General features: G+C 68.8%; 20 protein-coding genes. 14 read left to right on the forward strand and 6 right to left on the reverse strand.

All coding sequences use genetic code 11. The annotated features are described in order from the left end of the window. The first annotated feature begins 153 nt into the window (after positions 1-153). The 6 genes from WMF43_RS49110 to WMF43_RS49135 all read left to right on the forward strand — a co-directional run bounded on the left by WMF43_RS49110 (position 154) and on the right by WMF43_RS49135 (position 8,005). Positions 154-1,221, forward strand: a complete 1,068-nt coding sequence (locus WMF43_RS49110) for a DUF1835 domain-containing protein (protein WP_437675805.1) — start codon at positions 154-156, stop codon at positions 1,219-1,221. A 774-nt stretch (positions 1,222-1,995) separates the two neighbouring features. After that, positions 1,996-2,919, forward strand: a complete 924-nt coding sequence (locus WMF43_RS49115) for an ATP-binding protein (RefSeq protein WP_437675806.1) — start codon at positions 1,996-1,998, stop codon at positions 2,917-2,919. Positions 2,920-3,774: 855 nt separating this feature from the next. Continuing rightward, positions 3,775-4,806 (forward strand): hypothetical protein, encoded by a 1,032-nt coding sequence (locus WMF43_RS49120; RefSeq protein WP_437675807.1) that lies wholly within the window; start codon positions 3,775-3,777, stop codon positions 4,804-4,806. Further along, complete coding sequence (locus tag WMF43_RS49125) at positions 4,806-4,946, forward strand: hypothetical protein (protein WP_437675808.1); 141 nt, start codon at positions 4,806-4,808, stop codon at positions 4,944-4,946. The genes WMF43_RS49120 and WMF43_RS49125 overlap by 1 nt, the downstream gene beginning before the upstream one ends. Positions 4,947-5,756: 810 nt before the next feature. Continuing rightward, positions 5,757-7,256, forward strand: a complete 1,500-nt coding sequence (gene istA, locus WMF43_RS49130; RefSeq protein WP_437675809.1) for an IS21 family transposase — start codon at positions 5,757-5,759, stop codon at positions 7,254-7,256. Beyond that, a complete protein-coding gene (locus WMF43_RS49135) occupies positions 7,244-8,005 on the forward strand; it encodes an ATP-binding protein (RefSeq protein ID WP_437675810.1) in 762 nt (253 codons plus the stop codon). Before istA ends, WMF43_RS49135 begins: the two co-directional genes overlap by 13 nt. A gap of 721 nt (positions 8,006-8,726) precedes the next feature. Here WMF43_RS49135 and WMF43_RS49140 read toward each other — a convergent pair. Both WMF43_RS49140 and WMF43_RS49145 read right to left on the reverse strand, forming a co-directional pair. Then, positions 8,727-8,921, reverse strand: coding sequence for a hypothetical protein (locus WMF43_RS49140; protein ID WP_437675811.1), 195 nt, complete (start codon positions 8,919-8,921; stop codon positions 8,727-8,729). A gap of 302 nt (positions 8,922-9,223) precedes the next feature. Then, the gene (locus tag WMF43_RS49145; RefSeq protein ID WP_437675812.1) at positions 9,224-10,339 is read right to left on the reverse strand and encodes an RNA polymerase sigma factor; all 1,116 of its coding nucleotides are present in this window, start codon (positions 10,337-10,339) and stop codon (positions 9,224-9,226) included. A 461-nt stretch (positions 10,340-10,800) separates the two neighbouring features. Here WMF43_RS49145 and WMF43_RS49150 point away from each other — a divergent pair, with 461 nt between their 5' ends. From WMF43_RS49150 to WMF43_RS49160, 3 genes are read left to right on the forward strand one after another with little or no spacing between them, the layout of a single operon-like run. Then, a complete protein-coding gene (locus WMF43_RS49150; protein WP_437675813.1) occupies positions 10,801-11,703 on the forward strand; it encodes a PEGA domain-containing protein in 903 nt (300 codons plus the stop codon). Beyond that, on the forward strand, positions 11,697-13,352 hold the full coding sequence (locus WMF43_RS49155) for a hypothetical protein (protein ID WP_437675814.1): 1,656 nt from the start codon (positions 11,697-11,699) through the stop codon (positions 13,350-13,352). Before WMF43_RS49150 ends, WMF43_RS49155 begins: the two co-directional genes overlap by 7 nt. Positions 13,353-13,390: 38 nt before the next feature. Next, complete coding sequence (locus tag WMF43_RS49160) at positions 13,391-14,929, forward strand: hypothetical protein (protein WP_437684243.1); 1,539 nt, start codon at positions 13,391-13,393, stop codon at positions 14,927-14,929. A 128-nt stretch (positions 14,930-15,057) separates the two neighbouring features. Here WMF43_RS49160 and WMF43_RS49165 read toward each other — a convergent pair whose 3' ends face one another. The 3 genes from WMF43_RS49165 to WMF43_RS49175 form a co-directional block, all read right to left on the reverse strand. Then, entirely contained in the window at positions 15,058-16,296 is a 1,239-nt protein-coding gene (locus tag WMF43_RS49165) for a cytochrome P450 (protein WP_437675815.1), read from the reverse strand. A 382-nt stretch (positions 16,297-16,678) separates the two neighbouring features. Then, a complete protein-coding gene (locus WMF43_RS49170) occupies positions 16,679-17,113 on the reverse strand; it encodes a GNAT family N-acetyltransferase (RefSeq protein WP_437675816.1) in 435 nt (144 codons plus the stop codon). Further along, on the reverse strand, positions 17,110-18,081 hold the full coding sequence (locus tag WMF43_RS49175; RefSeq protein ID WP_437675817.1) for a D-2-hydroxyacid dehydrogenase family protein: 972 nt from the start codon (positions 18,079-18,081) through the stop codon (positions 17,110-17,112). Before WMF43_RS49175 ends, WMF43_RS49170 begins: the two co-directional genes overlap by 4 nt. Before the next feature lie 51 nt (positions 18,082-18,132). Between WMF43_RS49175 and WMF43_RS49180 the strand changes: the two genes are divergently transcribed. The 4 genes from WMF43_RS49180 to WMF43_RS49195 all read left to right on the forward strand — a co-directional run bounded on the left by WMF43_RS49180 (position 18,133) and on the right by WMF43_RS49195 (position 22,571). After that, positions 18,133-19,209, forward strand: coding sequence for an ABC transporter substrate-binding protein (locus WMF43_RS49180; RefSeq protein WP_437675818.1), 1,077 nt, complete (start codon positions 18,133-18,135; stop codon positions 19,207-19,209). A 262-nt stretch (positions 19,210-19,471) separates the two neighbouring features. Continuing rightward, positions 19,472-20,638 (forward strand): hypothetical protein, encoded by a 1,167-nt coding sequence (locus WMF43_RS49185; RefSeq protein ID WP_437675819.1) that lies wholly within the window; start codon positions 19,472-19,474, stop codon positions 20,636-20,638. Positions 20,639-20,757: 119 nt separating this feature from the next. After that, the gene (locus tag WMF43_RS49190) at positions 20,758-21,819 is read left to right on the forward strand and encodes a sensor histidine kinase (RefSeq protein ID WP_437675820.1); all 1,062 of its coding nucleotides are present in this window, start codon (positions 20,758-20,760) and stop codon (positions 21,817-21,819) included. Beyond that, positions 21,816-22,571, forward strand: coding sequence for a LytR/AlgR family response regulator transcription factor (locus tag WMF43_RS49195; protein ID WP_437675821.1), 756 nt, complete (start codon positions 21,816-21,818; stop codon positions 22,569-22,571). The genes WMF43_RS49190 and WMF43_RS49195 overlap by 4 nt, the downstream gene beginning before the upstream one ends. A gap of 7 nt (positions 22,572-22,578) precedes the next feature. Here WMF43_RS49195 and WMF43_RS49200 read toward each other — a convergent pair whose 3' ends face one another. Then, positions 22,579-23,616 (reverse strand): serine hydrolase domain-containing protein, encoded by a 1,038-nt coding sequence (locus WMF43_RS49200; protein ID WP_437675822.1) that lies wholly within the window; start codon positions 23,614-23,616, stop codon positions 22,579-22,581. A 293-nt stretch (positions 23,617-23,909) separates the two neighbouring features. Between WMF43_RS49200 and WMF43_RS49205 the strand changes: the two genes are divergently transcribed. Further along, a complete protein-coding gene (locus WMF43_RS49205) occupies positions 23,910-24,332 on the forward strand; it encodes a DUF1810 domain-containing protein (RefSeq protein WP_437675823.1) in 423 nt (140 codons plus the stop codon). Positions 24,333-24,375 lie beyond the last annotated feature (43 nt).

Consider the following 24,375-nt stretch of genomic DNA (forward strand, 5'->3'; position numbering starts at 1 on the left):
ACCGAGATGTATGAAAAGTGCCAAGACATTGGTGGGCGTTGCACACGCAGGAACAGCCATGGCTATACCTATTGCGAGATTTGCCGTGACGATTGTCAGCTAGATAGGCCCTACACGTATGAAATCTGCTTTCGGTGCGGATTCCACTGAAACATGACGATCCCCTCCATCCTTCTCAGCGCGACACACGTCACCTTCGACGCGCCAGCCGCAGAGCGCCTAGTGCAGCTCGGTGCAACCAACATCGTGCGTGCGCACGAGCACCTTATTATCGGTCCGAGCCGCGTGGATGCCGCTGAGCACGTTCGGACGCGTGAGGCGTGGTCTTCTTCATGTGAGCAATGTTCGGACACAGATGATGCGGGTGAAAAGTGGGATCAGCTATATTCCTCCGATGTCCGCTGGGAGCCGCCCGTCGTCTTGTGGACAACGGTGAGTCTTGATGACCGGGTGAATCTCTGGAGAGTATGTGGTTATTTGCGAAGCCTGGGGATCGAGTGCAACGACGTCCTCATCGTCGAGTTCGAGCGTGTATACGGCACAGTGAAAAGGTTTCCCGAGCCACCGAGGATCCCGCCGTTTGACTGCTCCGGATCGGTAGCCCACCATCCCAACGAGGTTCTTCTGGATCGCCTCGGCAAGACGCGACCGTGGCCGGTGGAGCGCTATGAACGCGCCATTCGCCTCTGGGAAAGCTACGCCGACGAGAACCCCTTGCCTTTCGTCGAGGCCTGCATCACTGGCGTCGAAGGCTTTCCAGAACTTGCTTCTCTGTGGGCACTCCTCTCTTACTTCTTTCCACGGAGGACCACGGAGGGGGCTCTGCGTCTCAGCAGGTATGACGACCTGATTCTCGCCATCCTGTCTGTGGACGAGTGGCAAACTCCAGTGAGAGTAATCTGCAACAAGTCGGAACTTGGGTTAAACTTGCGGGATCTCGTCTCCTGTACAGGGGACCTGTTCTTGGGAGACCGTCTCGCCCAATGGGCGAAGCACGACTTGAGCGCCACTGTGGAGCGCGCTCCTGGCCCGAAGCCCCCCAACGCTGGCTACCCGCTGCTCTCGGAGGTCTATCGCCTCACCGAGCGTGGCGTGCGGCTCCGAGACAAGGGACTCGATCAGCTCACGGATGCGCCAAGCCTGCCCATCGCTGGGACCGAGGCGTACTCAGCATCAGCTCCCTGGGTGCTGCTCGAAGACGGACGGCTGGCTCGGCTCTGAGGGCCAGCCTGTGGCAGGGAGGCCGGCCCGTGCCATCTGGCTCGGGGGGGTATGTCGGTGATCATCTCGTCCCGCGTCGGGTCGGTGAAGACCGCGGCCACATGATCGCCGGCGTTCACCGTTCACCGCCGGCCCCTGCGCCGATCTGGGCCGCGCCCGCCCCCGTGGCGTAGACGTTGCGCCCGCCGAAAAGTCGAAGGCCCGAGGGCTGCCACCCTCGAGCCTTCTGGAGCTCCGCCTTACCGGAGTGCCCCACCTTCATCACAAGCCGGGCTCCAGGTCCAGAAAACGGCGGCATGGAGCCCGTTGCCGTCGTCCGCCTACCGCCTCGCCGTCTGCACCCGCTGCCGCGTCCAGCTTCGCCTCTGCCGCCGCTGCGATCGCGGCCAGCGCAGCTGCCGCGACTGCCGCCCGCTCCGGCGTCGTGAGTCGCTCCGCCGCGCCGGCGCCGCCTAGCGCACACGGCCTCGCGCTCGCCGCCTCCATGCCGCTCGCCAGGCCCGCTACCGCGACCGGCAGCGGGCCAAGTTCTCCGCGCAGAAAGTGACGCATCACGGGGTGACGCAAGCCGCGGCCGCGTCGACGTCCCAGCTCGCGCCGGAGCTCTCCTCCGGCCGAAAGGACGACGATGACGATCGGATCCGAGATGTCGGCCGCTGCTCGCTCTGCGGAGCGCGGCTTCCGCCCTGGGCCACGCGCGAGCGGCGCGCTCGGCCAGTTCTTCACCGACGCGCTCCCCGCGTCCCTCAAGGCCCTCCGCGGTGACGGGAGGCGATGGTGATCGCCAAGGAGAAGGAGACCGAGATCTTGCGCCTCTACCACGGCGAGAAGTGGCCCGTGGGCACCATCGCCGGCCAGCTCGGGCTGCACCACACCACCGTGCAGCGCGTGCTCGGGCAGGCGGGCGTCGACCCGAAGGTCGTCGCGCCGCGCCCGTCCATGGTCGACCCGTTCGTGCCCTTTATTGTCGAGCAGCTCGGCAAGTACCCCTCGCTGCGCTCAAGCCGTCTCTTCGTCATGATCAAGGAGCGCGGCTATCCGGGCGGTCCCGATCATCTGCGCCGGGTGATCGGCCGCCTGCGCCCCAAGAAGCCGGCGGAGGCATTCCAGCGGCTGCGCACGCTGCCCGGCGAGCAAGCGCAGGTCGACTGGGCGCACTTCGGCAAGCTGGCTGTCGGCCGAGCGCTGCGCCCACTCTGGGCCTTCGTCATGGTGCTCAGCTACTCGCGGCGCATCTTCTTGCGTGTCGGCAAGACCATGATCCTCAAGAACGTCGCCCACCAAGCCGTCGTCCGCGGGCACACGGTCCGCTTCTCGACCGCGAGCGACATGCTCGCCGACCTCGCCGCGCAGGAGTCCTCGGCCGCGCTCGCGCGAAGGCTGCGCCGCTACACGGTCCCCGCGCTTCTCTGCATCGATGAAGTCGGCTACCTCTCCTACGATAGCCGCTACGCCGACCTGCTCTTCGAGGTCGTCACCCGACGCTACGACGCGCAAAAGCCGATCCTGCTCAGCACGAACAAGGCCTTCGCCGACTGGGGCCAGGTCTTCCCGCACGCCGCGTGCGTCGTCACGCTCGTCGACCGGCTCGTGCACCGCGCCGAGGTGATCGAGATCGAGGCCGAGAGCTACCGGCTCAAGGAAGCCAAGGAGCTGAGCGCCACCCGCACCAAGCAGCGCCGCACCAAAAAGCACTGAGCGACCTCTTCACCGGTGAACTTCACCGGCATCCGGCGTCGTCTTCACCGGCATCGGCTGCGGATTTCACCGGTGAACTTCACCGAATTCCCGCGGGTTGCCGCGATCATCTACAGTCGGACGCGTCGGAGCGGTATCTGAGGCCATCGAGGGCCCGATTCCTCTCGTATACCCGAGTGCCCTCTCGTGGAGCCCCGTACCCTGGAGTCGGGGCACACGCAGGTCACACGGCGTGGCGAAACCGAGGGGTTGCCCGTAATTGGCGGTCGGAGCTGCTGATGTTTCCGTTGGGGACGTGATGCTTCGGCGGCTTACGGGAGGGGTCGAGCATCGCCTGAGACCGAGCACCCTCAGCTTGGGTGCGAAGACGGCACGGACGGAATGTGACCTGGGCCACCTGTTGACGCCGTCCTTCTGCTGAGAGAACGGTGCGCCCATCCGGGATGGGGAGGACGACATGGGGTACGGCTTGAAGCTGAAGGCGGGCGCGCTCGTGCTGTGCGGCGGGCTCGCGATGGTGCTCGCGTCGGCGTGTGACTTGTCCTACACCTGCCAGACCGTGGAGCCAGGAAGTGGGGGCGATGAGATTCCGACAGAATCCGTAGGGGCGGGAGATTTTCTCAGAGGCGGCGATGAAGGCGAGGGCGGAGGCGAAGAAGTGGGGAGCGATTCGCTTGCGCTGATGGCAGGGTGCACGCCGTCTAGAACATGCACTGACATGTACGAGGACTGTGTGGCCAAGGGTCATCCGTGTACTCGTATAATTGATTTTAAGACTCTCTGTGCGATTTGCCAGAGGAACTGCATCAGCAAGCTTCCATATAAGTATTCGGAATGTTACGAGTGTGGATTTGAATGACCATGGGCGATCATCCAACCCTTCACAATGCGACCCATGTCGCCTTCGACACGCCGACAGCTGAGCAGCTGTTGCGCATGGGCGCGTCCAGCATCGTGCTTGCATCTGATTGCCTCATCATCGGCCCGAGCCGCCAAAATGCTGAGGAGCATGCTCGCGCGCGTGAAATGTTTTGGGCCTCGCCAGAAAAATTCGACATGCTATATTCGTCTGGTGTCTGCTGGAAGCCGCCAGTTGTCCTGTGGGCGTCATCGAGCGTTTACGAGCGGGTGAACCTCTGGAGAGCCTGCAGCTGGCTGTGCCAGCTGGGGATCGCGTGCGGCGACGTCTTCGTCCTCGAGTTCGAGCCGCTTCCCCTCGCGGGAGTTCCTGAGGAGCCGATGCCGCCGTTCGATTGCTCCTCATCGGTATCTGATTATCCGGACGACGTTCTCCTAGAGCGCCTCGACAACGCGCAGCCTTGGCCACGCGAGGGCTACGAGCATGCCATCCGTCTCTGGGACAGTTACGTCGATGAGAACCCCTTACTGTTCGTCGAAAGCTGCGTTCGTGGTGTTGAAGGGTTCCCTGAACTCGCTCCCCTGTGGACGCTTCTCTCGTGCTTCTTCCCAAGGAGGACGACGGAAGGAGTCCTACGTCTCAGCCGATTCGACGAGCTGCTCTTGACCATTCTGCCGATGGAGTGGCAGACTCCGGTGGCCGTATTTGCCCACAAATCGCAATCGGGCGTGGAGCTCAGGCAGTTGATATACTGCACAGGCGACCTCTTCCTGCCACGCCGGTTAGAGCATTGGGCCGACCACGATGCAAGCGTGGCCGTAGAGCGTGCGCCTGGCCCCAAGCCGCCTAACGCTGGCTACCCGATGCTTTCGGAGGTCTACCGCCTCACCGAGCGCGGGAAGCAGCTCCGAGACAAGGGACTCGATCGACTCACGGATGCGCCAAGCCTGCCCATCGCTGGAACCGAGGCGTACTCAGCTTCGGCCCCCTGGGTGCTGCTCGAAGACGGACAGCTCGCTCGGCTGTGATGGCCAGCCTTGGGCAAAAGGCCGACCTGCGCCGTCTGCCCTGGGGGTACGGGCTGGAGGTCTCCGGCCCGCGGCGGCGGCCCGCGGCGGCGCGGAAGCGCGTCCTCGCGAGCACCGATCTCGCCGAGCTGGATCTCTGAGTCCGCCGGTTCGCCATTGTCAGCGGCGCGGGAATTCCTCGCCCATGCCGGCCTCGCAGAGGGTGCTGCCCCGTACTAGCGGGATCCCTGTCGGTGATCATCTCGTCCCGCGTCGGGTCGGTGAAGACCGCGGCCACATGATCGCCGGCGTTCACCGTTCACCGCCGGCCCCTGCGCCGATCTGGGCCGCGCCCGCCCCCGTGGCGTAGACGTTGCGCCCGCCGAAAAGTCGAAGGCCCGAGGGCTGCCACCCTCGAGCCTTCTGGAGCTCCGCCTTACCGGAGTGCCCCACCTTCATCACAAGCCGGGCTCCAGGTCCAGAAAACGGCGGCATGGAGCCCGTTGCCGTCGTCCGCCTACCGCCTCGCCGTCTGCACCCGCTGCCGCGTCCAGCTTCGCCTCTGCCGCCGCTGCGATCGCGGCCAGCGCAGCTGCCGCGACTGCCGCCCGCTCCGGCGTCGTGAGTCGCTCCGCCGCGCCGGCGCCGCCTAGCGCACACGGCCTCGCGCTCGCCGCCTCCATGCCGCTCGCCAGGCCCGCTACCGCGACCGGCAGCGGGCCAAGTTCTCCGCGCAGAAAGTGACGCATCACGGGGTGACGCAAGCCGCGGCCGCGTCGACGTCCCAGCTCGCGCCGGAGCTCTCCTCCGGCCGAAAGGACGACGATGACGATCGGATCCGAGATGTCGGCCGCTGCTCGCTCTGCGGAGCGCGGCTTCCGCCCTGGGCCACGCGCGAGCGGCGCGCTCGGCCAGTTCTTCACCGACGCGCTCCCCGCGTCCCTCAAGGCCCTCCGCGGTGACGGGAGGCGATGGTGATCGCCAAGGAGAAGGAGACCGAGATCTTGCGCCTCTACCACGGCGAGAAGTGGCCCGTGGGCACCATCGCCGGCCAGCTCGGGCTGCACCACACCACCGTGCAGCGCGTGCTCGGGCAGGCGGGCGTCGACCCGAAGGTCGTCGCGCCGCGCCCGTCCATGGTCGACCCGTTCGTGCCCTTTATTGTCGAGCAGCTCGGCAAGTACCCCTCGCTGCGCTCAAGCCGTCTCTTCGTCATGATCAAGGAGCGCGGCTATCCGGGCGGTCCCGATCATCTGCGCCGGGTGATCGGCCGCCTGCGCCCCAAGAAGCCGGCGGAGGCATTCCAGCGGCTGCGCACGCTGCCCGGCGAGCAAGCGCAGGTCGACTGGGCACACTTCGGCAAGCTGGCTGTCGGCCGAGCGCTGCGCCCACTCTGGGCCTTCGTCATGGTGCTCAGCTACTCGCGGCGCATCTTCTTGCGCTTCTTCCCCGGCGCGGGGATGCCCTTCTTCGTGCGCGGGCACGTCGAGGCGTTCGCCGATTTCGGCGGCATCCCGCGCGTGCTGCTCTACGACAACCTCAAGAGCGCTGTCGTGGAGCGCCACGGCGACGCGATCCGGTTCCACCCCACGCTGCTGGCTCTGTCGGCGCATTACCGCTTCGAGCCGCGCCCCGTCGCCGTCGCCCGCGGCAACGAGAAGGGCCGCGTCGAGCGCGCCATCCGTTACGTCCGCGAGGCCTTCTTCGAGGCCCGGAGCTATGCCGATCTCGGCGACCTCAACCGACAAGCGGCCGAGTGGACCAGCTCCGCGGCGCTCGATCGCTCCTGGGTCGAGGACCGCACCCGCACCGTCCGCCAGGCCTTCGACGACGAGCGCAGCGTGCTCTTGCGACACCCCGACACCCCGTTCCCGGCCCACGAGCGCATCGAGGTCGAGGTGGGAAAGACCCCCTACGCGCGCTTCGATCTCAACGACTACTCGGTCCCCCATGACCGGACGCGCCGCACGCTCGTCGTCCTCGCCGATCTCGATCAGGTGCGCATCGCCGACGGCAACGAGATCGTCGCGACCCACGTCCGCTCGTGGGACCGCGGCCAGCAGATCGAGCAGCCCGAGCACATCCAGCGGCTCGTCGATGAGAAGCGCCGCGCCCGCGAGCACCGCGGCCTCGATCGGCTCGCCCGCGCCGCCCGCAGCAGCCAGGCCTTCCTCCGCGTCGTCGCCGAACGCGGCGACAACATCGGCAGCGCGATCGCCCGGCTTCTACATCTGCTCGATGCCGTCGGCGCCGCCGAACTCGAAGAGGCCCTCGTCGAGGTGCTCGAGCGCGACGCCATCCACGTCGGTGCCGTCCGCCAGGTGCTCGACCGCCGCCGCTCCGAGCGGAGCATGCCGCCTCCCGTCTCGATCCCCGTCACCCGCGGCCAGCACGCCGACCTCGTCGTCACGCCGCATTCGCTCGCTACGTATGACGCGCTGAAAAAGGACTCGACGCCATGCCCGACCTGACGCCCAACGAGACCAAAGACCGCCTCAAGAACCTCGGCCTCTTCGGCTTGCTCGCCTGCTGGGAGCAGCTCGCCGACAAGCCCTGGCTTGGCGAGGTGCTCGCCATCGAGGAGCGCGAGCGCCACAAGCGCAGCCTCGAACGCCGCCTGAAGAACTCCCGCGTCGCCGCCTTCAAGCCCATGACCGACTTCGACTGGTCCTGGCCCAAAAAGATCGACCGTGAGGCCGTCGACGACCTCTTTGCCCCCGGCTTCCTCGCCACCGGCCACAACGCCGTGCTCGTCGGCCCCAACGGTGTCGGCAAGACCATGATTCTCAAGAACGTCGCCCACCAAGCCGTCGTCCGCGGGCACACGGTCCGCTTCTCGACCGCGAGCGACATGCTCGCCGACCTCGCCGCGCAGGAGTCCTCGGCCGCGCTCGCGCGAAGGCTGCGCCGCTACACGGTCCCCGCGCTTCTCTGCATCGATGAAGTCGGCTACCTCTCCTACGATAGCCGCTACGCCGACCTGCTCTTCGAGGTCGTCACCCGACGCTACGACGCGCAAAAGCCGATCCTGCTCAGCACGAACAAGGCCTTCGCCGACTGGGGCCAGGTCTTCCCGCACGCCGCGTGCGTCGTCACGCTCGTCGACCGGCTCGTGCACCGCGCCGAGGTGATCGAGATCGAGGCCGAGAGCTACCGGCTCAAGGAAGCCAAGGAGCTGAGCGCCACCCGCACCAAGCAGCGCCGCACCAAAAAGCACTGAGCGACCTCTTCACCGGTGAACTTCACCGGCATCCGGCGTCGTCTTCACCGGCATCGGCTGCGGATTTCACCGGTGAACTTCACCGAATTCCCGCGGGTTGCCGCGATCATCTACAGTCCTCGCTGCCGCTACAGCTACCCCCATGGCCACCACGCTCTGCGAGGCCAGCGGAGATGCCGTCCCGTGTCAAAACGGGGCATGCGCTCGGCAGGGGGGCCGCCGGCAGGGGTGGGAAGTCAGGCGGGCATGGCCAGGATCTCCACCCGCGGCCCACATGCTCGCACAGTAGCGCCGTTCGCCTGTTCGCCCTTGCGAGCCCGGGGCGTTGCAGCCTCGGACCCGGGGTCGCCCCTGCTGGCCTGATGCCGCTCGTAGAGCTCCGTGGAGCCCCGTACCCTGGCGTCACCCGCCGCGCCCGCTTCTGGTGGTCCCGCCTACATCCATCCGTGCAGCGATCCACCCCTGCTGAACTTTGTCAGGTCACACGCAGGGCACACAAAAAGCAGAAGACACGGCTCTCGCCGTGTCTTCTGAGTGGAGGCGCCGGGAATCGAACCCGGTGCAAGATGCCGACACGGGCGCTGCGAAGGTCGCCCTCGGCGCGCACACGGTCCGGACCTCCGGCGCGATCCGGCACGAGCCCTCGGCCGGCGGTCACGACGCGAGCTCTCGCCCGAGCCGGCGCTCGACGCGCTCCTGGAGTCAACCGAGCGGCCGGCCCTCAGCGCAACCGTTCCCGCTCCCACCGCACCTGGTCCGCGTGCGCGTCGTCCGCGGCACGCACTCCCTCGACGAAGTATTTCGCATGGACCGGGTTGTTCAGGTTGAGGCCGAGCCGCAGCAGCAGGGCGCGGTCGCGCGGCGGCACGGAGCGGAGGATCTCGGCGGCAGAGCGGGGGTATCGAGCGGGACGCATGCTGCAAGCGTACCAGAGGAATCGTCGGGTGGTGCAGCCGCGCAGCAGGCTCTCGCCCGAGCCCACGAGAGCACGCCACGACCAGGGTGGGCCGCCGCGCCTTGAGCACACTGCCGGGCTGCAAGCGGAGCGGCTCTCTGGCCGGCAAACGGCTCGGGTTGGGCGTAAAGCCACGCTTCTCGGCCAGCCTGGACCTTGGGTCGTGCCAGCCGATGAAGCTCAACCCGCGCGGCCACGCTCTGTGCTGTCCGAACACATCGCCGGCGCCCGCGTCATCTAGCTGTCGCTCGACAGCCGACGATTCAGCGAACCTGCCTGAGCAGCGCTTCTCGCTCCAGAGCGAGCCACCCCTGCGGGAACTCCTGCTTGTGAGCCTCCAGCAACCGGCGCGCTTCGAGATCGGCGAAAGCGTTGTGGGCTTCCACCGCGCGCCGGGCGTCGCGGATCAGCCGCTGCTCGCGCTCGCTGACGGCTGAGGGCACGGCGCTGCCAGGCGCCCCGCTCGGGCGCACAACGCTCGCGGGCGCCGCGCGACGACGGGGAGACACGGCCGACGCCGCAGGCCCGCGATCCACGGCGGCCGACGCTCCCTCGTCGCCTCGCCCTGTCAGCGTCACGAGGTCGGCTGCGTCCGACGTGGCGAGCCCTGCGGCGGCGCTCGCGCCGTCTTCTCGGGAAGGCGCCGTCGCCTCCTGCGCCGCGGGCGGCGCATAGCCGGGCACGCGCACCGCCGCGGGCAGCAGCCACGATCCCACGCTGGCCGACGCTCCCGACAGCAGCGCGCCTGTCACGACGACGCGCGCCCCCTGCACCTGGATCCTGACGCCCAGGCGCCGCAGCGCGGCCGGCCACGACTCGCGACCGTGAAGGCCGAGCGCCACCGGGACGCAGGCGTCGCCGTCCCGTCCGCGCGTGTGTTGCTCCGCCGTCCAGCGGCGCCTCTCCTCGACCAGCCGCTCGCGCGCCCGGCGGTGCTGCGTCTTGACCGCCTCCACGTTGAGCCCCAGCTCGGCGGCGATCCGGGAGAGCGGGATCTCCTCGATGTCGTGCTTGATCAAGAGATCCCGGTGCTTCGGGTCGAGCCGGTCGATCAGGAGACGCGTGAGCGCGTGCCGCTGCCGCCTGCGGAGCAGGTCTTCTGGATTCGGGTGCTCGGCCAGGAGATCGGCCTCGTCGAACGACGTCAGGACCTCTCCCCGACGGCGCGCGGCCCGCACATGGTCGCGCGCCTGGTTGACGGCGATCGCAACGCGGTACGCCTCTGGATCGCCGTCAGGCCCGATCCGCTGATCCGCGTCCAACCCCCGCAGGAGCGCGTCTTGCGCCACGTCCTCCGCGTGGCGCGCCGGAACGCCGAGACGCCTCGCGAGGCGCCGGAAGAGCTCGAAGCTGCCGGAGATGCTCGACGGGTTGCCCACACCGGTAGCACGTCGAAGCGGCCCCCTCGGGGTCAGCAAAATGCACGAACGTGATCACTTTCGTAGGATAATGTGGTATAAAGTGTCACGCGCCGCGGGTTCAGTTACGAGATCACCGACACGGGACCGATCCAGCTTTCCGCCATCCGTTCAACAATTCTCATCTAAAGCGCAGCTCAGCTGCGTTTCCTGTCGGTTGACGTCGAGCTTCCGGCGTAAGTACCGTCACGTGCATGTGTTGCCGTGCGCACCTGCCGTTGTTCTTGCTAGCGCTTGGCGCGTCGATGGGCTTTTCCAGCGCGGCCGATGCTCAGCAGCGCTCTCCGGCCTCGGAGAGGAGCGACGGGGCGGCGGTAAAGGACCTTGTGCGCCGTGCTCGGAAAGCGCGCGACCGCGGAAACTGGGCCGCAGCCCGCGACGCCTACAAGGCGGCCCTTGATGCCGCAAACATGCCGCCCGGCGTGAAGCTGGACCGCGCGGAGCTCGGCCGCGCGGCGATCGATCCCGCGGAGCTCGCCGGCGAGCTCGGCCTCTGTGAGCTCGAGCTGCGTGAGTACCGTGACGCAGCGGAGCACCTGACCTGGAGCCTTGAGCAGGACTGGGCGCTGCCGCGCGCGCTTCAAGAGCGGTTCCAGATAGGACAGGCGAAGGCGGCGTTTTACGTTGTCGAGCTGCTGCTGTCCGTCGATCCGCCGGACGCCGAGGTGCTCATCGACGGCAAGCCCATCGGTCGGACCGCGCGGACCTACAAGCTGTTCCTCGAGCCCGGACGACACATGGTGCGGGCCCGGGCGCCGGGCCGCGAGGACGCCTTCCACGCGTTCAACGGCGAGCGAGGCGACAAGCAGGAGATCTCGATGCAGCTGCCGCGCACGGCGTCGAGCACCGCCAAGGAGCCGCCGGTGACGGCGAAGCCCGCGAGCGCTCAGCCCGCTGCGCGCGCGAAGGATCCCGGACCGTGGGCTTCCTGGCCGGGGACGCTGCGCATCGCGGGGATCGCCGTCGCGACGGCCGGCGTCTCGGTGGGCACCATCCTCATGATCCGGGCGGGCAAGATCGACGACGAGCTGACCGCCCGGCGCAACCAGCTCCTGGGCAAGCCCACTTCGAGCTCGTCGATGTGCTGGCAAGTGCCTCGGAACTCGCCGTGTGCCGAGCTGGCCCGCCTGCAAGACGCGCGCAACCTGTCCGATCGCGCGGGTCTGGCCCTCGTCATCACGGGCGGTGTGGTCGGCGCGGTGACCGCCGCGTCCTTTTTCACGGACCTCTCCTTCCTGGGATCCTCGCCGGCTCGGGATCGGCTCCATGTCTCGCCCGTTGCGACCGGGGAGGAGATCGGTGCGCGAATCGAGGGGTTATGGTGAGCCTACGCGGAGCCGAGGGAATCGGCTTGCTGTCAGGCCGGGGCGCTGTGACGTCGGTCGTCGCTGCCCTCGTCTACCTCTATGGAGCTGGCGCGCTGACGGCGTGCACCTCCTATTCCGACGATTGCTGGGAGAAGCTGGCGTGTCCTCCCGATCCGGAGCCTCCGCCCGACCCGTGCGAGGGAGACCCCGCTACGGCGCCGGCGCTCGATCAGTGCGGGGTGTTCGTCAGCGAGCACGGTGATGACAAGAACCCCGGCACGAAGGGCGCGCCCGTGAAGACACTGCAACATGCCGTAGGGCTCGCCGCGCATGGGCGAGGCCAGCGCGAGTTGCCGACGCGACGTGTGTACGTTTGCGGCGGCACATTCAAGGAGACAGTCACGCTGCCCTCTGGCGTCGACCTCTGGGGCGGGCGTCGGTGCGACGGCGGTGACCTGTCGTATGAGTGGTCGGTCGTCGGGCCGAATCAGTTCACCACCATTGCTCCGCCGATGGGGATCCCGCTGCGCGTCATCTCAGGAGAGGAGGCCGCGACGTCGACGATCTTCGGCGTTCGCCTCCTAGCGGCGGACGCGTCGGCGATGGATCACAAGTCGTCGATCGCGATGATCTTGAGCCAGGGAGCCAAGGCGAACGTCGTGTCGAGCGAGGTCGTCGCGGGGAACGGCACGGACGGTGAGGCGGGAGAGGATGCGCCTCGGGACCGGGCGACGGACGGCGCTGTGGGCAACGACGGTGCAAACGCCTGTACAGCGGAGTCCGCGGTGGGCGCCCTTCCGGTCGTTACCGTTTGCGACGACGGTAGCGAGTCGACGGGTGGCTACGGCGGTGACGGCGGGCTTGACGCCGGCGGCGATGGCACGCCAGGACAGCCGGAGCCCGCGGACGATTCAGAGCGCGACGGCCGGGCAGGGACGGGCGCGAGCAGCACGCCTTGCTCAGGTGGAATTGCCGGCGCAGATGGAGGAAGCGGTGGCCGCGCTGGCGGCGCGGTAGGTAAAGGCTACCTCACCTTCGACGGATGGATTGGTGCCCGTGGTGAGGACGGGAAAAAAGGTGCTGCAGGGCAAGGAGGCGGCGGCGGGGGCGGCAGCAAGTCGCGTGGGCCTATGGTTGCGTGCCCGGCAGGTCGCCCCCAGAGCGGTGCGGCCGGCGCCTCGGGGGGCAGCGGGGGCTGCGGCGGCAGGGGAGGCAAGGGGGGCGGCTATGGCGGTGCGAGCATCGCCATCGTTGCACTGGAGGACTCTGAGCTAGCACTCGCGGCCACGAAGATCATCGCGGGCAACGGCGGCAAGGGCGGGGTCGGCGGAACTGGCCAACCGGGGGGCGTTGGTCGACCTGGTGGTCGGGGCGGGATTGGTTTCGATGGGATCAGCGGTGTGATGTGGATGGCGTGCGACGGTGGCAGCGGCGGCTCTGGCGGCCGCGGCGGTGATGCCGGCGGCGGTCTCGGCGGCGCTGCCGTCGGCATCGCATACGTGGTCCCCAATCTGGCCATCCGGCCCGGCACGACCATCGAGGTTGGGAGCTCCGGAGAAGGTGGCCATGCAGGAAACGCCGGCATAGGCGACGAGGTGGGCAGAGGCGCGACCGGCCCGTCGGGCCAGCTGTATCGTTTCGGTGCGGCAAACGAGCCGCCTCGTTGAGTCGCTCACCGCGGCGCTGCCGTCGAGGAATGCCGATGATGCTAAAACGCACGATTGTCCAACTCGTTGTTCCCCTCGCGTTGGTTGGTTGCGAGACCCCGCCAGGCCCCATTGATGCCGGTGGACCACCGTGCGCGCTCACATCGTCGTGCCAAGACGAACCACCGCCGGAAGCGGTCTGTCTCGAACACCTCGCCGTCGATCAATTGGACGACGGCTGTGGCGTATTTGTCGCCGGGCCCTTCTTTGGCGGCGACGATGCAAACCCAGGCAAGAAAGCCAAGCCGGTCCGCTCTCTCCTGCGCGCGATTGACCTAGCACGCGTCGGTCGCGGAAGGGTGTTCGCGTGCAACGACGTCTTCGAAGGAGCCATCGTCCTACCCTCCGGCGTGGACCTCTACGGGGGCTTTCACTGCCAAGAATGGGCACGCACGGACGAGGATTTTACAACCGGCATTCTCGTCCGTGAGGATCCAATCATCACGCTGACCGTCGAGCCGGCGGGCGCCGGCGATACCGGGGCGGCGGATGGGGTCTCGACGATCGACCACATGACCCTCCTGGGCGGAATCCACATCGGCATGCTCGTTCGGTCAGGTACCGCGGTGGAGTTCATCCGGAGCGAGCTCCGCGCATCGTACGGAAATGGGGGCCGCGACGGCGAGAAGTGGGGCGGGCTGAATCAGGCACCTCATGGGGCACACGGCATGTACGGCGGGGACGCGTGCTCGGCAGCCACCGTCGCCGGCGGGCCCGCGGTGGTGAACCCGTGCGAGGGCGGGATCCAGAGCGTCGGCGGCAAGGGAGGCGACGGGCTCCCCGACGGCGCAGGAGATGGGGAGGACGGCGACCCCGTACCCACGCCGAACCCCGACCACCAGGGACAAGGAGGACGTGGCAACCGGGCAGACGGTGGTTGCTACGGCGGCGTCACCGGGATCTCCGGCATGTGGGGCGGCGTCGGCGCGCCTGGCGAGGGCATCGGGCGGCTCACCGAGACAGGATGGGAGGGCGACAAGGCAGCTGACGGCAGCCGCGGTATGCCGGGCCAAGGCGGCGGTGGGGGCGGCGGCCGTCGCGGCGGGCTCGCCGTGTGCGGCGTGGCCGCCAAGGGAGGCGCCGGCGGCGGCTCGGGCGGCGCAGGAGGCTGCGGCGGTCGGGGCGGTCAAGGGGGCGGGAACGGCCAGCCAAGCATCGGCATCGCCGCGCTCCACGCCAAGCTGACAGTGCGCGACAGCTTCATCGAGACACTTGACGCAGGGTGGGGCGGTGATGGCGGGCCCCCCGAACTGGGCGGCGAAGGCGGCAGAGGCGCGCCGGGCGGCGCCGTGGGGGACGGCACCTGGTCCTGTGGCGGGGGCAACGGCGGCCGAGGGGGCGACGGCGGCTACGGCGGTCCCGGGCGCGGGGGCGACTCGATCGGCGTCGCCTACCTCGACGAGGACCAGCTCACGCTCCAGGGCGTCACGTATGAGCTCGGACCGCCGGGCAAAGGCGGCACGAGCTGGAGCCACGATGGCAACATGGTGACGGGGGAGGACGGGCGCGCGGTCGAGACACTGCGGTTCCACGAGTAGGAAGGAAACAGGTTGCCCGTCGGCCATAGCGGCTGCCGCTCGTCGCAGGCGACAGCAGGTCCCTTACGCGACCCGCCTTCCTCCTGGAAAAGCGACGTGATGGCGCACAGCAGCTGCGGATTGACCGCTCAGGACGTCGGCACGTCCCACGCGACGTTCAGCGCGGCCGGACCGCGGTGCACGAGGTTGGGCAGGTACGAGAGCGGCGCGTCGCCTGCGAGGCGCGCGCCGCGCAGCCGCCGCGTCAGCTCCTCAAGCGCAATCGACCCTTCCATGCGCGCGAGCTGCGCACCGACGCAGAAATGCGGGCCGCGCCCGAACGCGAGGTTCGGACCGGCCGCGCGCTCGATATCGAACCGGTCGGGGTCCTTCACGCCGGGCAGGTCCCGGTTCGCGGATCCGAACAGCACAAACACCCGCGCGCCGCGCGGCACGTCCACCCCGCGGATCCGGCAGTCCTCGGTCACGGTGCGCGTCATTCCCTGCACGGGCGCATCGAACCGCATGCCCTCCTCGAGCACGCCGGGGATCAGCTCCGGGCGGTCGCGCAGCGCCTGCCAGGCGCCGGGCGCGCGCAGGATCGACACGAGCGTGTTGCCGATCATGTTCGTCGTGGTCAGGTGCGCCGCGAAGATCAGCACGCACAACGTGCCCACCAGCTCCTGCGTGTCGAGCGGGCTCTCGCCCTCCGCGCGCGCCTCGATCAGCTCGGTCACCAGATCGGGGCGAGGGGTCGCACGGTGATCCTCGACGAGCGCGCGCAGGAAATTGCGGTACGCGACGATGCTGCGCGCCAGCTCTGCGCGCTGCTCCTCGGGCAGGAAACCCATGAGGAACATGGTCTCGTCGTCGCACCACCGCTTCACCTGCTCCATCTCCGAGAGCGGGATCCCGAAGAGCTGGCTGGTCACGCGGATCGGCAGCGGCGCGGCGAAGCGCGCCATCAGCTCCGCCCGCCCGTCCTTCTCGAAACCGCCCACGAGCTCGCTCGTGATCGCGCGGATGAACGGCTCCATCCTCGCCGCGAGGCGCGGGCCCGCGAGCGCCTTGCTCACGAGGCCGCGCACCCGCGTGTGGACCGGCGGATCGCTCGACAGGAGCGGATACACGCCGCTCCGGTCCTCGCCCAGGATCGCCAGCAGCGCGGGCGAGGGCTCCTGGATCGGCGCGAGGACCTGCGCCGAGCTGAAGCGCACCGGATCCTTGACCACGGCCGCGACGTCCTCGTGACGCGAGACGAACCACATCCCGAAGCTCGGGTTGAACACCACCGGCGCCTCGCGCCGGAGCTCCTCGAAGAGGGGATAAGGATCCTCCAGGTGCGGGGGAAGTAAGTGGTTGAAGGCGCGGGTGGTCTCGATCGCCATGCTCGCGATGCTCCGGGCAGAGGGGGCAGCGAGCTTATCCGCCGGACGGCTTATCGAATACCACCTTCCGATGGGCTCGAGGTGGCCAGCGCCATCGCCCTGTCATCCTGCGCCGGCGCGTCCGGCGCGTCCGGCGCGTCCGGCGCGCTTGGCAAGCGCCCGTCTCCGGCGCAGCGCGCTCCGGTGTCCCTCAAGAGCACACACTCCGCGCGCCAGAAGATGCCCAAGTAGTATTCCACCTCCACTGCAATAGCAGCCGGATCGACGGGCGGTAGCGCGGCTCCCATCCGTCATAACGTAGCATGCATCCGCTATGGCAGACAAACGCGGCCGCGCTCGCCTCGGGGATGCCGCATCGCTCGTGGCGCGCCGTCGCGCACGTTCACGGGTACGCGACGAAGCCGGTCTTGATGTCCTTGCGGAAGCCGCACGCCTCGTAGAAATGGTGCGCGTCGCGTTGGCCGGTCAGCAGCATGACCTTGTAGCAGTTCTGCTCCCAGGCCAGGCCGAGCGCGTGCCGGATCAGCGCCTGACCGAAGCCCCGTCGCCGGTAGTCCGTGTGCGTCACGACGTTCTCGATCTGCCCGTAGGGGCGACCGCCGCGCGTGAGGTTCGGGGTGATGGTCAAGGTGCAGGAGCTGATCAGGCGCCCTTCCAGCTCGAGGCCCAGGCACCGCAACATCGGGCTTTCGACGATGCGCTGCCAGATGGCGAGCTGCGCCGGGCGCTCGGGCGGCGGCGCGTCGCGCTCGAACAGGTGTGTGTAGAGCTCGAGCAGCCGATCGAGGTCGTCGTGACCGAGCGCTCGCAGGATCACAACACCCTCACCGGCTGGTTGGCGAGGAACGCGGCGATGTCCTCGAGCGCGTCGCGGTAGAAGATGCGGTACGTCTCCTCGGTGACATAGCCGAGGTGCGGCGTGAGCACGGTGTTCGGCAGGCGGCGCAGGGGGTGCTCCGCCGGCAGCGGCTCGGTGTCGAACACGTCGAGCGCCGCGCCCGCGAGCCGACCGCTCGTGAGCGCCTCGATCAACGCGCGCTCGTCGACGATCGGGCCGCGCGAGGTGTTCACGAGCAGCGCGCCGGGCTTGAGCAGACTGAGCTCGCGCGCCCCGAGCAGCCCGCGCGTCCTCTCCGAGAGCACGAGGTGGATGCTCACCACGTCCGCGCCCGCCAGGAGCTCGTCGAGCGGGAGGAGCGTCGCGCCGTGCTCGGCGGCGCGCTCGCGCGTGAGGTTCTGGCTGTAGGCGGTCACGCGCATGCCGAACGCGAGCGCGACGCGGGCGACCTGCGCGCCGAGGCGGCCAAGGCCGAGCAGCCCGAGCGTCTTGCCGGACAGGCCGATCCCCAGGCTCGTCTGCCATTCGCCGGCGCGCACGGCGCGATCTTCGGCCGGGATGTGCCGCGCCAGCGCGAGCAGCAGACCCCAGGTGAGCTCGGCCGTCGGATAGGGTAGCCCTCCGGTGCCGGACACGACCACTCCGAGCTCGCGCGCAGCGGCCACGTCGATGGCGGCGTTCCGTGCGCCGGTGGTGACCAGCAAGCGCAGCTTGGGGAGCGCGGCGAGCACCACGCGCGGGAACGGCGTCCGCTCGCGCATCGCCACGACGGCGTCGAACGGCGCCAGCCGCTCCACGAGCGCTCGCGCGTCGGACACGTGATCGTGAAAGTACACGACCTCGACCCCCGCGCCCAGCGTGTCCCACGCCGCGAGCGAGCGCGCAACACGCTGGTAGTCGTCGAGCACGGCCACGCGGAAAGAGACGGGCGGGGTACTGGAGGGCATGTTTGCCAGGCATGCTTGCATTTTAGCGGACGCTTGTCCACTATAACGGACATGGCTCCTTCGCGTTCCGTTCGGCCTGGCCTGCTCCGCGCCGCGTTGCCTGCGACCTTCCTGCTCGCCCTGCTGGTGTTGTGCGGCGCGGCGGGCTGCTCGCGCGATGAGGCGTCGCGCGCCTCCGCCGCCGGACCGGGGAGCGAGTTCGAGACGCTCGAGCTCCGCTACCAGGGCAACAACGGCACGGTGCAGCCGATCGAGCTCGCGGAAGAGCTCGGCTATCTCGCGCCGATCCGCCTGAATTTCGTCGGCAGCACGGTGAGCGGTCCGCAGAGCGTGCAGGCCGTGGTCACCGGGGATACCGACTTCGGCGGCGCCTTCAACGGCGCCGTCATCAAGCTGATCGCGGCCAAGGCGCCCATCGTCGCGGTCGTGGGGTACTACGGTGTCGACGAGCAGCGCCAGAGCGGCTTCTACGTGCTGAACGACAGCCCCCTGCGCTCCGCGCGCGATCTGCTGGACAAGTCGATCTCCATGAACACGCTCGGCGCTCACAGCGAGTTCATGGTCAAGGAGTTCCTGTCGCGGAACCAGATCACGCCGGAGGAGGCCCGGCGCGTCACGCTGCTCGTCATTCCGCCGGTGAACGGCGAGCAGCTGCTCCGCGAGAAGCAGGTCGACGTGGCGTCGCTCGGCGACATCTACCGAGATCGCGCGCTCGAGCGCGGCGGCATCCGTCCGCTGTTCTCGGACTACGAGCTCTACGGCAAGTTCACCGCGGGCAGCTACGTGATGAAGACCAGCTTCATCAAGGAGAACCCCAACACCGCGCGGCGCTTCGTCGAGGCGACCGCCAAGGCCATCGAGTGGGCCCGGAACACCCCGCGCGAGACGGTGGTGGCCCGCTGCATCGAGCTGATGAAGAAGCGCGGCCGGAACGAGGAGGACTCGGCCATCAAGTTCTGGCGCAGCTACGGCGTCGCCGGCAAGGGCGGCTTGATCGCGGAGCGCGACTTCCAGATCTGGATCGATTGGATGGTCAAGAGCGGCGAGCTCAAGCCGGGCGAGATCGCCCTGAACCGCGTCTACACGAACGAATTCAACCCCTACGCGAACGAGCAAGCGGCGCAATAGGAGCGGCGGAAGCGGCGCTCGTCCGCGATGCCCCCGAGGCGCCGCCGGCCACGCCGATGCTCCTTGCTGCCCCCGCGGCGTCGCAGCCGCCCGTGAAGCGCGCGGCAGCGCTGCCCCCCGGCTGTCGCACCCGCCCCTGAAATGCCGCGGAGATCGCGGCGCTCCGCGCTGGCCCGAGACCTGCTGAGGGCTCTCCCGAGCGACCCGCGGCGCCCTCGAGCGCCCTCGGAGAGGTCGTCTCTCTCGCACCTCGGAGGCAGGCATGAACGGATTTCTTCTCAAGCGTCGTGGTCTCATCCTCGGTTCGATCGCAGCGCTGGTCGGCGCTTCAGGGTGCGTCGCCGACGCCGGCGACGACGCCGGAGACCTCGCCGGAGACGAGAGCGCGATCGAGGAGACAGGCACCTCCTCCGAGGCCTCGACCGTCAACGGATCCGGGTGGGCGTGGGTGCTCTCCAGCGGGTCCGTCGGAGGGTCGTACTTCTACAACTCGCGCGGCGGCAGCGTCGTGGGGACGCAGCTCGCCACAGGCCAGTACCAGGTCGACTTCAACGCCATGCGCACCGGAGGGAGCGCGCAGGTCGTCGCCTACGGCAGCAACGCGCATTGCAAGCTCTTCACCGTCCCCATCTCCTCCGGGGCGAAGACCTCCCTGTTCGTGTCGTGCCACACGGCCGCCGGGGGCTTCGCCGATAGCGCCTTCGTCGTGTTCTTCGATTCCCGCTCCGGGACCGACACGTCGCCCTACGGCGGCGCCTATCTCAGCACCGGCGGCGGGACGAGCCCTTCGCCCACCGGCGCCTCCTGGAACTCGTCGGGCGGCGTCAACTCCGTCTCGTGGAGCGCGGCGAACAGCATGTACGTCGTGACGCTCCCCGGGATGGCGTCCGCGAACGCGGCCGTCCACGTGACCGCCTACGGCGCGAACGCGAACCGATGCAAGGTCGTCTCCTGGGGCACCGGCGTCGTCAACGTGCGGTGTTATGACGCGACCGGGACCCCGGTCTCGACCAACGGATTCAGCCTGTCGTACCTCGATCGGTCGCTCATCCCCGGCCATATCGGCGGACATGCGTGGATCACCGGCGGCAGCGTCGGGACCGGCTACGCCGCCGCCGTCGGCACGTTCTCTTGCTTCGCGCCCGGCTCGTTCAGCGTCGCGCCGAACGCCTCGAACACCTGGGATCTGGACGTGTCCTTGACGGACTCGGACTGGGGAGGGGACACCGGGCCGTGGTTCGTGCCGATGATCACGGCCTACGGCAGCTCGTCGAACTATTGCTCGATCGTCAACTGGGGCGCGTCCGCGGCGACCGGGACGACGACGGTGAGGGTGCGGTGCTTCGATACGAACGGCAACCAGGTGAACGCGTCGAACACGGCGTTCACGTCGTCGATCACCCACTGGTCCTCGCCGGGGCCCTGCTGAGCGCCTGAGCTCGCAGCGGGTCCGGGATCGGATGGAAAGGGCCTCGCACGCGGCGATGACGTTGCGGGCGCCACGTTCCCGTGATGTCTTTCCCCAAGGACCCATGCCGAGCCCGGACGATGTCAGCCCAGGTCGGTAGCGTCGAGGCGGCGCACGAGCCCACTGGCCACGGAAACGCCCACCTCGGCAAGGCCGTGCTGATCACGACGGCCGTGCTCTGGCTGCTCGACTGGGTCAGCACCAGCAGGCTCGACGCCCGGGAAGCGCTGGGGATCGCGGCGTGGGTGTCGGCGGTCCTCGGCGCGCTCACGGTCGTGGCGCGCAGGCTCGACACGCAGCGCACGCCGGTCTGGCGGCAGCTGCTTACCCTCGCGCTGACGGCCGGGATAACCAGCTCGCTGACCCACCTCGCCGTCCTCCTGCTCGTCACAGCGCTGCCGGACGCCTTCGCCGATGGCCCGCGGCAGACGTTCGGGGCCACCGCCGTCGTCGGGTTCTTCGACGGCGACGCGCTGTTCGGCTTCTGGGCCCTGCTCGTCGAGCTGCCGCGCCGGATCGGCGCCGAGCGACGGCTGGAGCAGGAGCGGCACGCGCTCCGCCAGGAGGCCGAGCTCGCGCGCATCCGCGCCGCGCTCGAACCTCATTTCGTGCTGAACACCCTCAACACGATCGCAGGCCTCGTGACCGAAGAGCCGCGCGAAGCGCGCGACCTCATCGCGACGCTCGGGGACCTGCTGCGAGACGCCATGCCGGAGTCGCGACGCCACCACCACACGGTGCGCGAGGAAGTGAGCTGGCTCCGGGGCTTCGCTCGGATCCTGGAGTCTCGGCACCTCGGGCGGCTCGTGTTCGAGTGGGACGTGGACCGCTCGGCGGAGGACTACGTCGTTCCGGCGTTGCTGCTGCAGCCGCTGCTGGAGAACGCGGTTCATCACGGCGCGCTCCGCCGGCCGGGCCGCGGTCGTGTCGCCCTGCGGATCGCCCATGACGCGGACCGCTTGCGCTGCATCGTCGAGGATGACGGGCCGGGCTTCGACCCGGGCTCCGCCCGCCCCGGGGGCCGGGGGCTCGACCTGGTGCGGCGCCGCATCACCCTCGAGTCCGCCGACGCTTCGCTGCGGGTCGACGCGAGGCCCGGCCGGACACGCGTCGAGATCGTATTACCGAAGAGGACCCAATGAAGCCCCTGTCCGCTCTGATCATCGAAGACGAATGGCCCGCTCGCAACTTCCTGGTAGAGCTGCTGCGCGACACGGGGAGCTTCGGGGACATCGCCGCGGTGACGAGCGTCGAGGATGCCCGCGAGGTGCTCGAGCGCCCCGAGCTCGGCATCGAGGTCGCGTTTGTCGACGTCCGCCTCGTCGATCGGCCCGGAGATCGCTCGGGGCTCGACTTCGTCCGGTCGCTCGCCGGCCTGGCGAGCCCCCCGGCGGTGGTGCTCGCCACCGCCTCGGCGCAGTATGCGCTCGACGGGTTCGAGCTGGGCGTCGTCGACTATCTCCTCAAGCCGTTCACGCTCGATCGCATCACGACGTGCGCGGCACGGCTGCTCGAGCGGCGCCGGCCGCCGGCCCACGGCGCCGCGCGGCGGCGCCTGGTCGCCCGCAAGAACAACAGCCTGGTCTTCCTGGACCTCGACGGCATGTTGGCGTTTCAGACGGTGGATCGCCTCACCTACGTCCACCACGTGGAGGGTGTATTCTCGATGGACCTCTCCCTCAACGCGCTCGGGGCCGCCCTGGGCAGCCGCGTTCTACGCGTGCATCGCAACTGGCTCATCGCCCCCGCGCATGCGCAGGGCCTGAGCCGGCTCGGGGGAGAGCTGATCGTCGAGGTCGGCCCCACGCTTCGCGTCCCCGTGTCGCGCGATCGGGCGCGGGAGGTCCGTCAGCATTTGCTGGAGAACACCGTGGGCATTCGTCAGCCAGGCTGAGCTCGTCCTATCTCGCCGAGAGAATGAATTGGGCCAGCTCGCCCCCGAACTCATCGATGTTGAACACGTCGTACGCGTTCGTCCCGAGGACGACGCGGCTGTTCGCCTCCGGGCAGTCCGCCGCGTATCCCCCGAAGCCGTAGTCGCTGCCCCCGGCGTAGGCGTAAACCGTCTTGCCCTCGAAGGTCCCGCCCGACAGGTACAGCGTCCGGTAGGCGTCGAGCGCGGGCGGGGACAACACGTCCCCGCCCCAGACAGCGACGAGCCAGCGCTCCAGATCGGAGACCGTCGTGACCAGCCCGCCGTTGCCGACCAGCGACCAGGTGTACGGCCATGCGGCCGGGTCGTTGCCCCCGAGCGTCGCGTGGCCGTACCCGATCGCGGTGTCGACCCGCTCCCACACCGGGTCGCCGAAGAAGCCGCTGTGCTGCATGCCGGCCGGCGTCAGGAGCTCGTCGCGCACGTACTCGGTGAACCCTCGCCCCGAGACGGTCTCGACGACGTCGGCCAGCAAAGTATAGCCCGCGTTCGAGTAGTCGACCTCGCTGCCCGGCTCGAACCGCAGCTCCTGCGCGAAGATCCGCTGGCGCGCCTCGAGGCGCTCCATGGGCTCGAAGTCCCCCTCGGTGTCGTGGTACTCCTCGAACCCGGCGCTGTGCTGGACGACTTGCAGGACGGTGATCTCGGCCTTGTCGGCCGGCACGTCGTCGAAGAGCGTCGCGAGCGAGTCCGTCACGCTCAGCTTGCCCTCGCCTTCCAGCTTGAAGATGGCCGCCGCCGTGAGGTCCTTCATGACGGAGCCGAAGTCGTACGCGGTGTCGGCGACGTTGGCGACGCCGTTGTCGCGGTCCGCGAGGCCGTAGCCGCGCGCCAGCACCGTGACCCCGTCCACCGTGACCAGCGCCGATCCGGAGAACCCGGCCGTCGCCGCGGCGTCGAGGCGGCGCTCCAGCTCGTTGCGGAGGTCGTCCGGCGCGTCCGGCGTACCGGAGCTCGATCCGCATGCGGGGTTTAGAACGACCAGCGCGGCAAGGGCAGCCGCCATCGACCGAGGATCTCGTCTTGTCCGGGATGTCATGGGGCGCCCAGGCTGCCAGACGAGGCGGCGAGATCGAGCGACGGATGACCAGGCAGGCGTTTTGCCCGACGAGCGGCGGGTTCTCGGGTACGAGGCGCGGGGCGGCGCCGGCGGCGACTCGGCGGCAGACCCACGGGCGCACGCGCCGTCCGCTGGACCTCCGGCCGTCGGCCTGGCGCCCCGCGACGGCGGCGAGCGAGGGCGCTGTTCCAATCGTCCGACCGACGATGAAATGCTAAGCTCGCGGCCGAGGAGCGCCCATGCCGGATCCGTACAACCTACAACGATTCGTGGACGCGCAGGCTCCGGTCTATGACCACGTCCTGGCCGAGCTGCGCCGGGGACATAAGACCAGCCACTGGATGTGGTTCATCTTCCCGCAGATGCAGGGCCTGGGTCACAGCCCCATGGCGCGAAGGTACGGTATCACCTCGAAGGCCGAAGCCGAAGCCTATCTGCAGCACCCGACGCTCGGCCCGAGGTTGCTCGAGTGCACTCGCCTCGTGAACCAGATCGAGGGGTGTTCGCTGTACGATATCTTCGACAGCCCCGATGACATGAAGTTCTGCTCGTCGATGACGCTGTTCGCCCGCGCGGCGCCCGACAACGAGACGTTCCGCGCGGCGCTCGACAAGTATTGCGGTGGCGAGCCCGATCCGCGGACGCTCGCGCTGCTCGAGTAGCGCTGCGCGCGGAGAGGCCTTCGAGCGCCGAGGCGCTGGGCCG

The organism is Sorangium sp. So ce131, from assembly GCF_051519095.1.
Classification (GTDB): Bacteria; Myxococcota_A; Polyangia; order Polyangiales; family Polyangiaceae; genus Sorangium.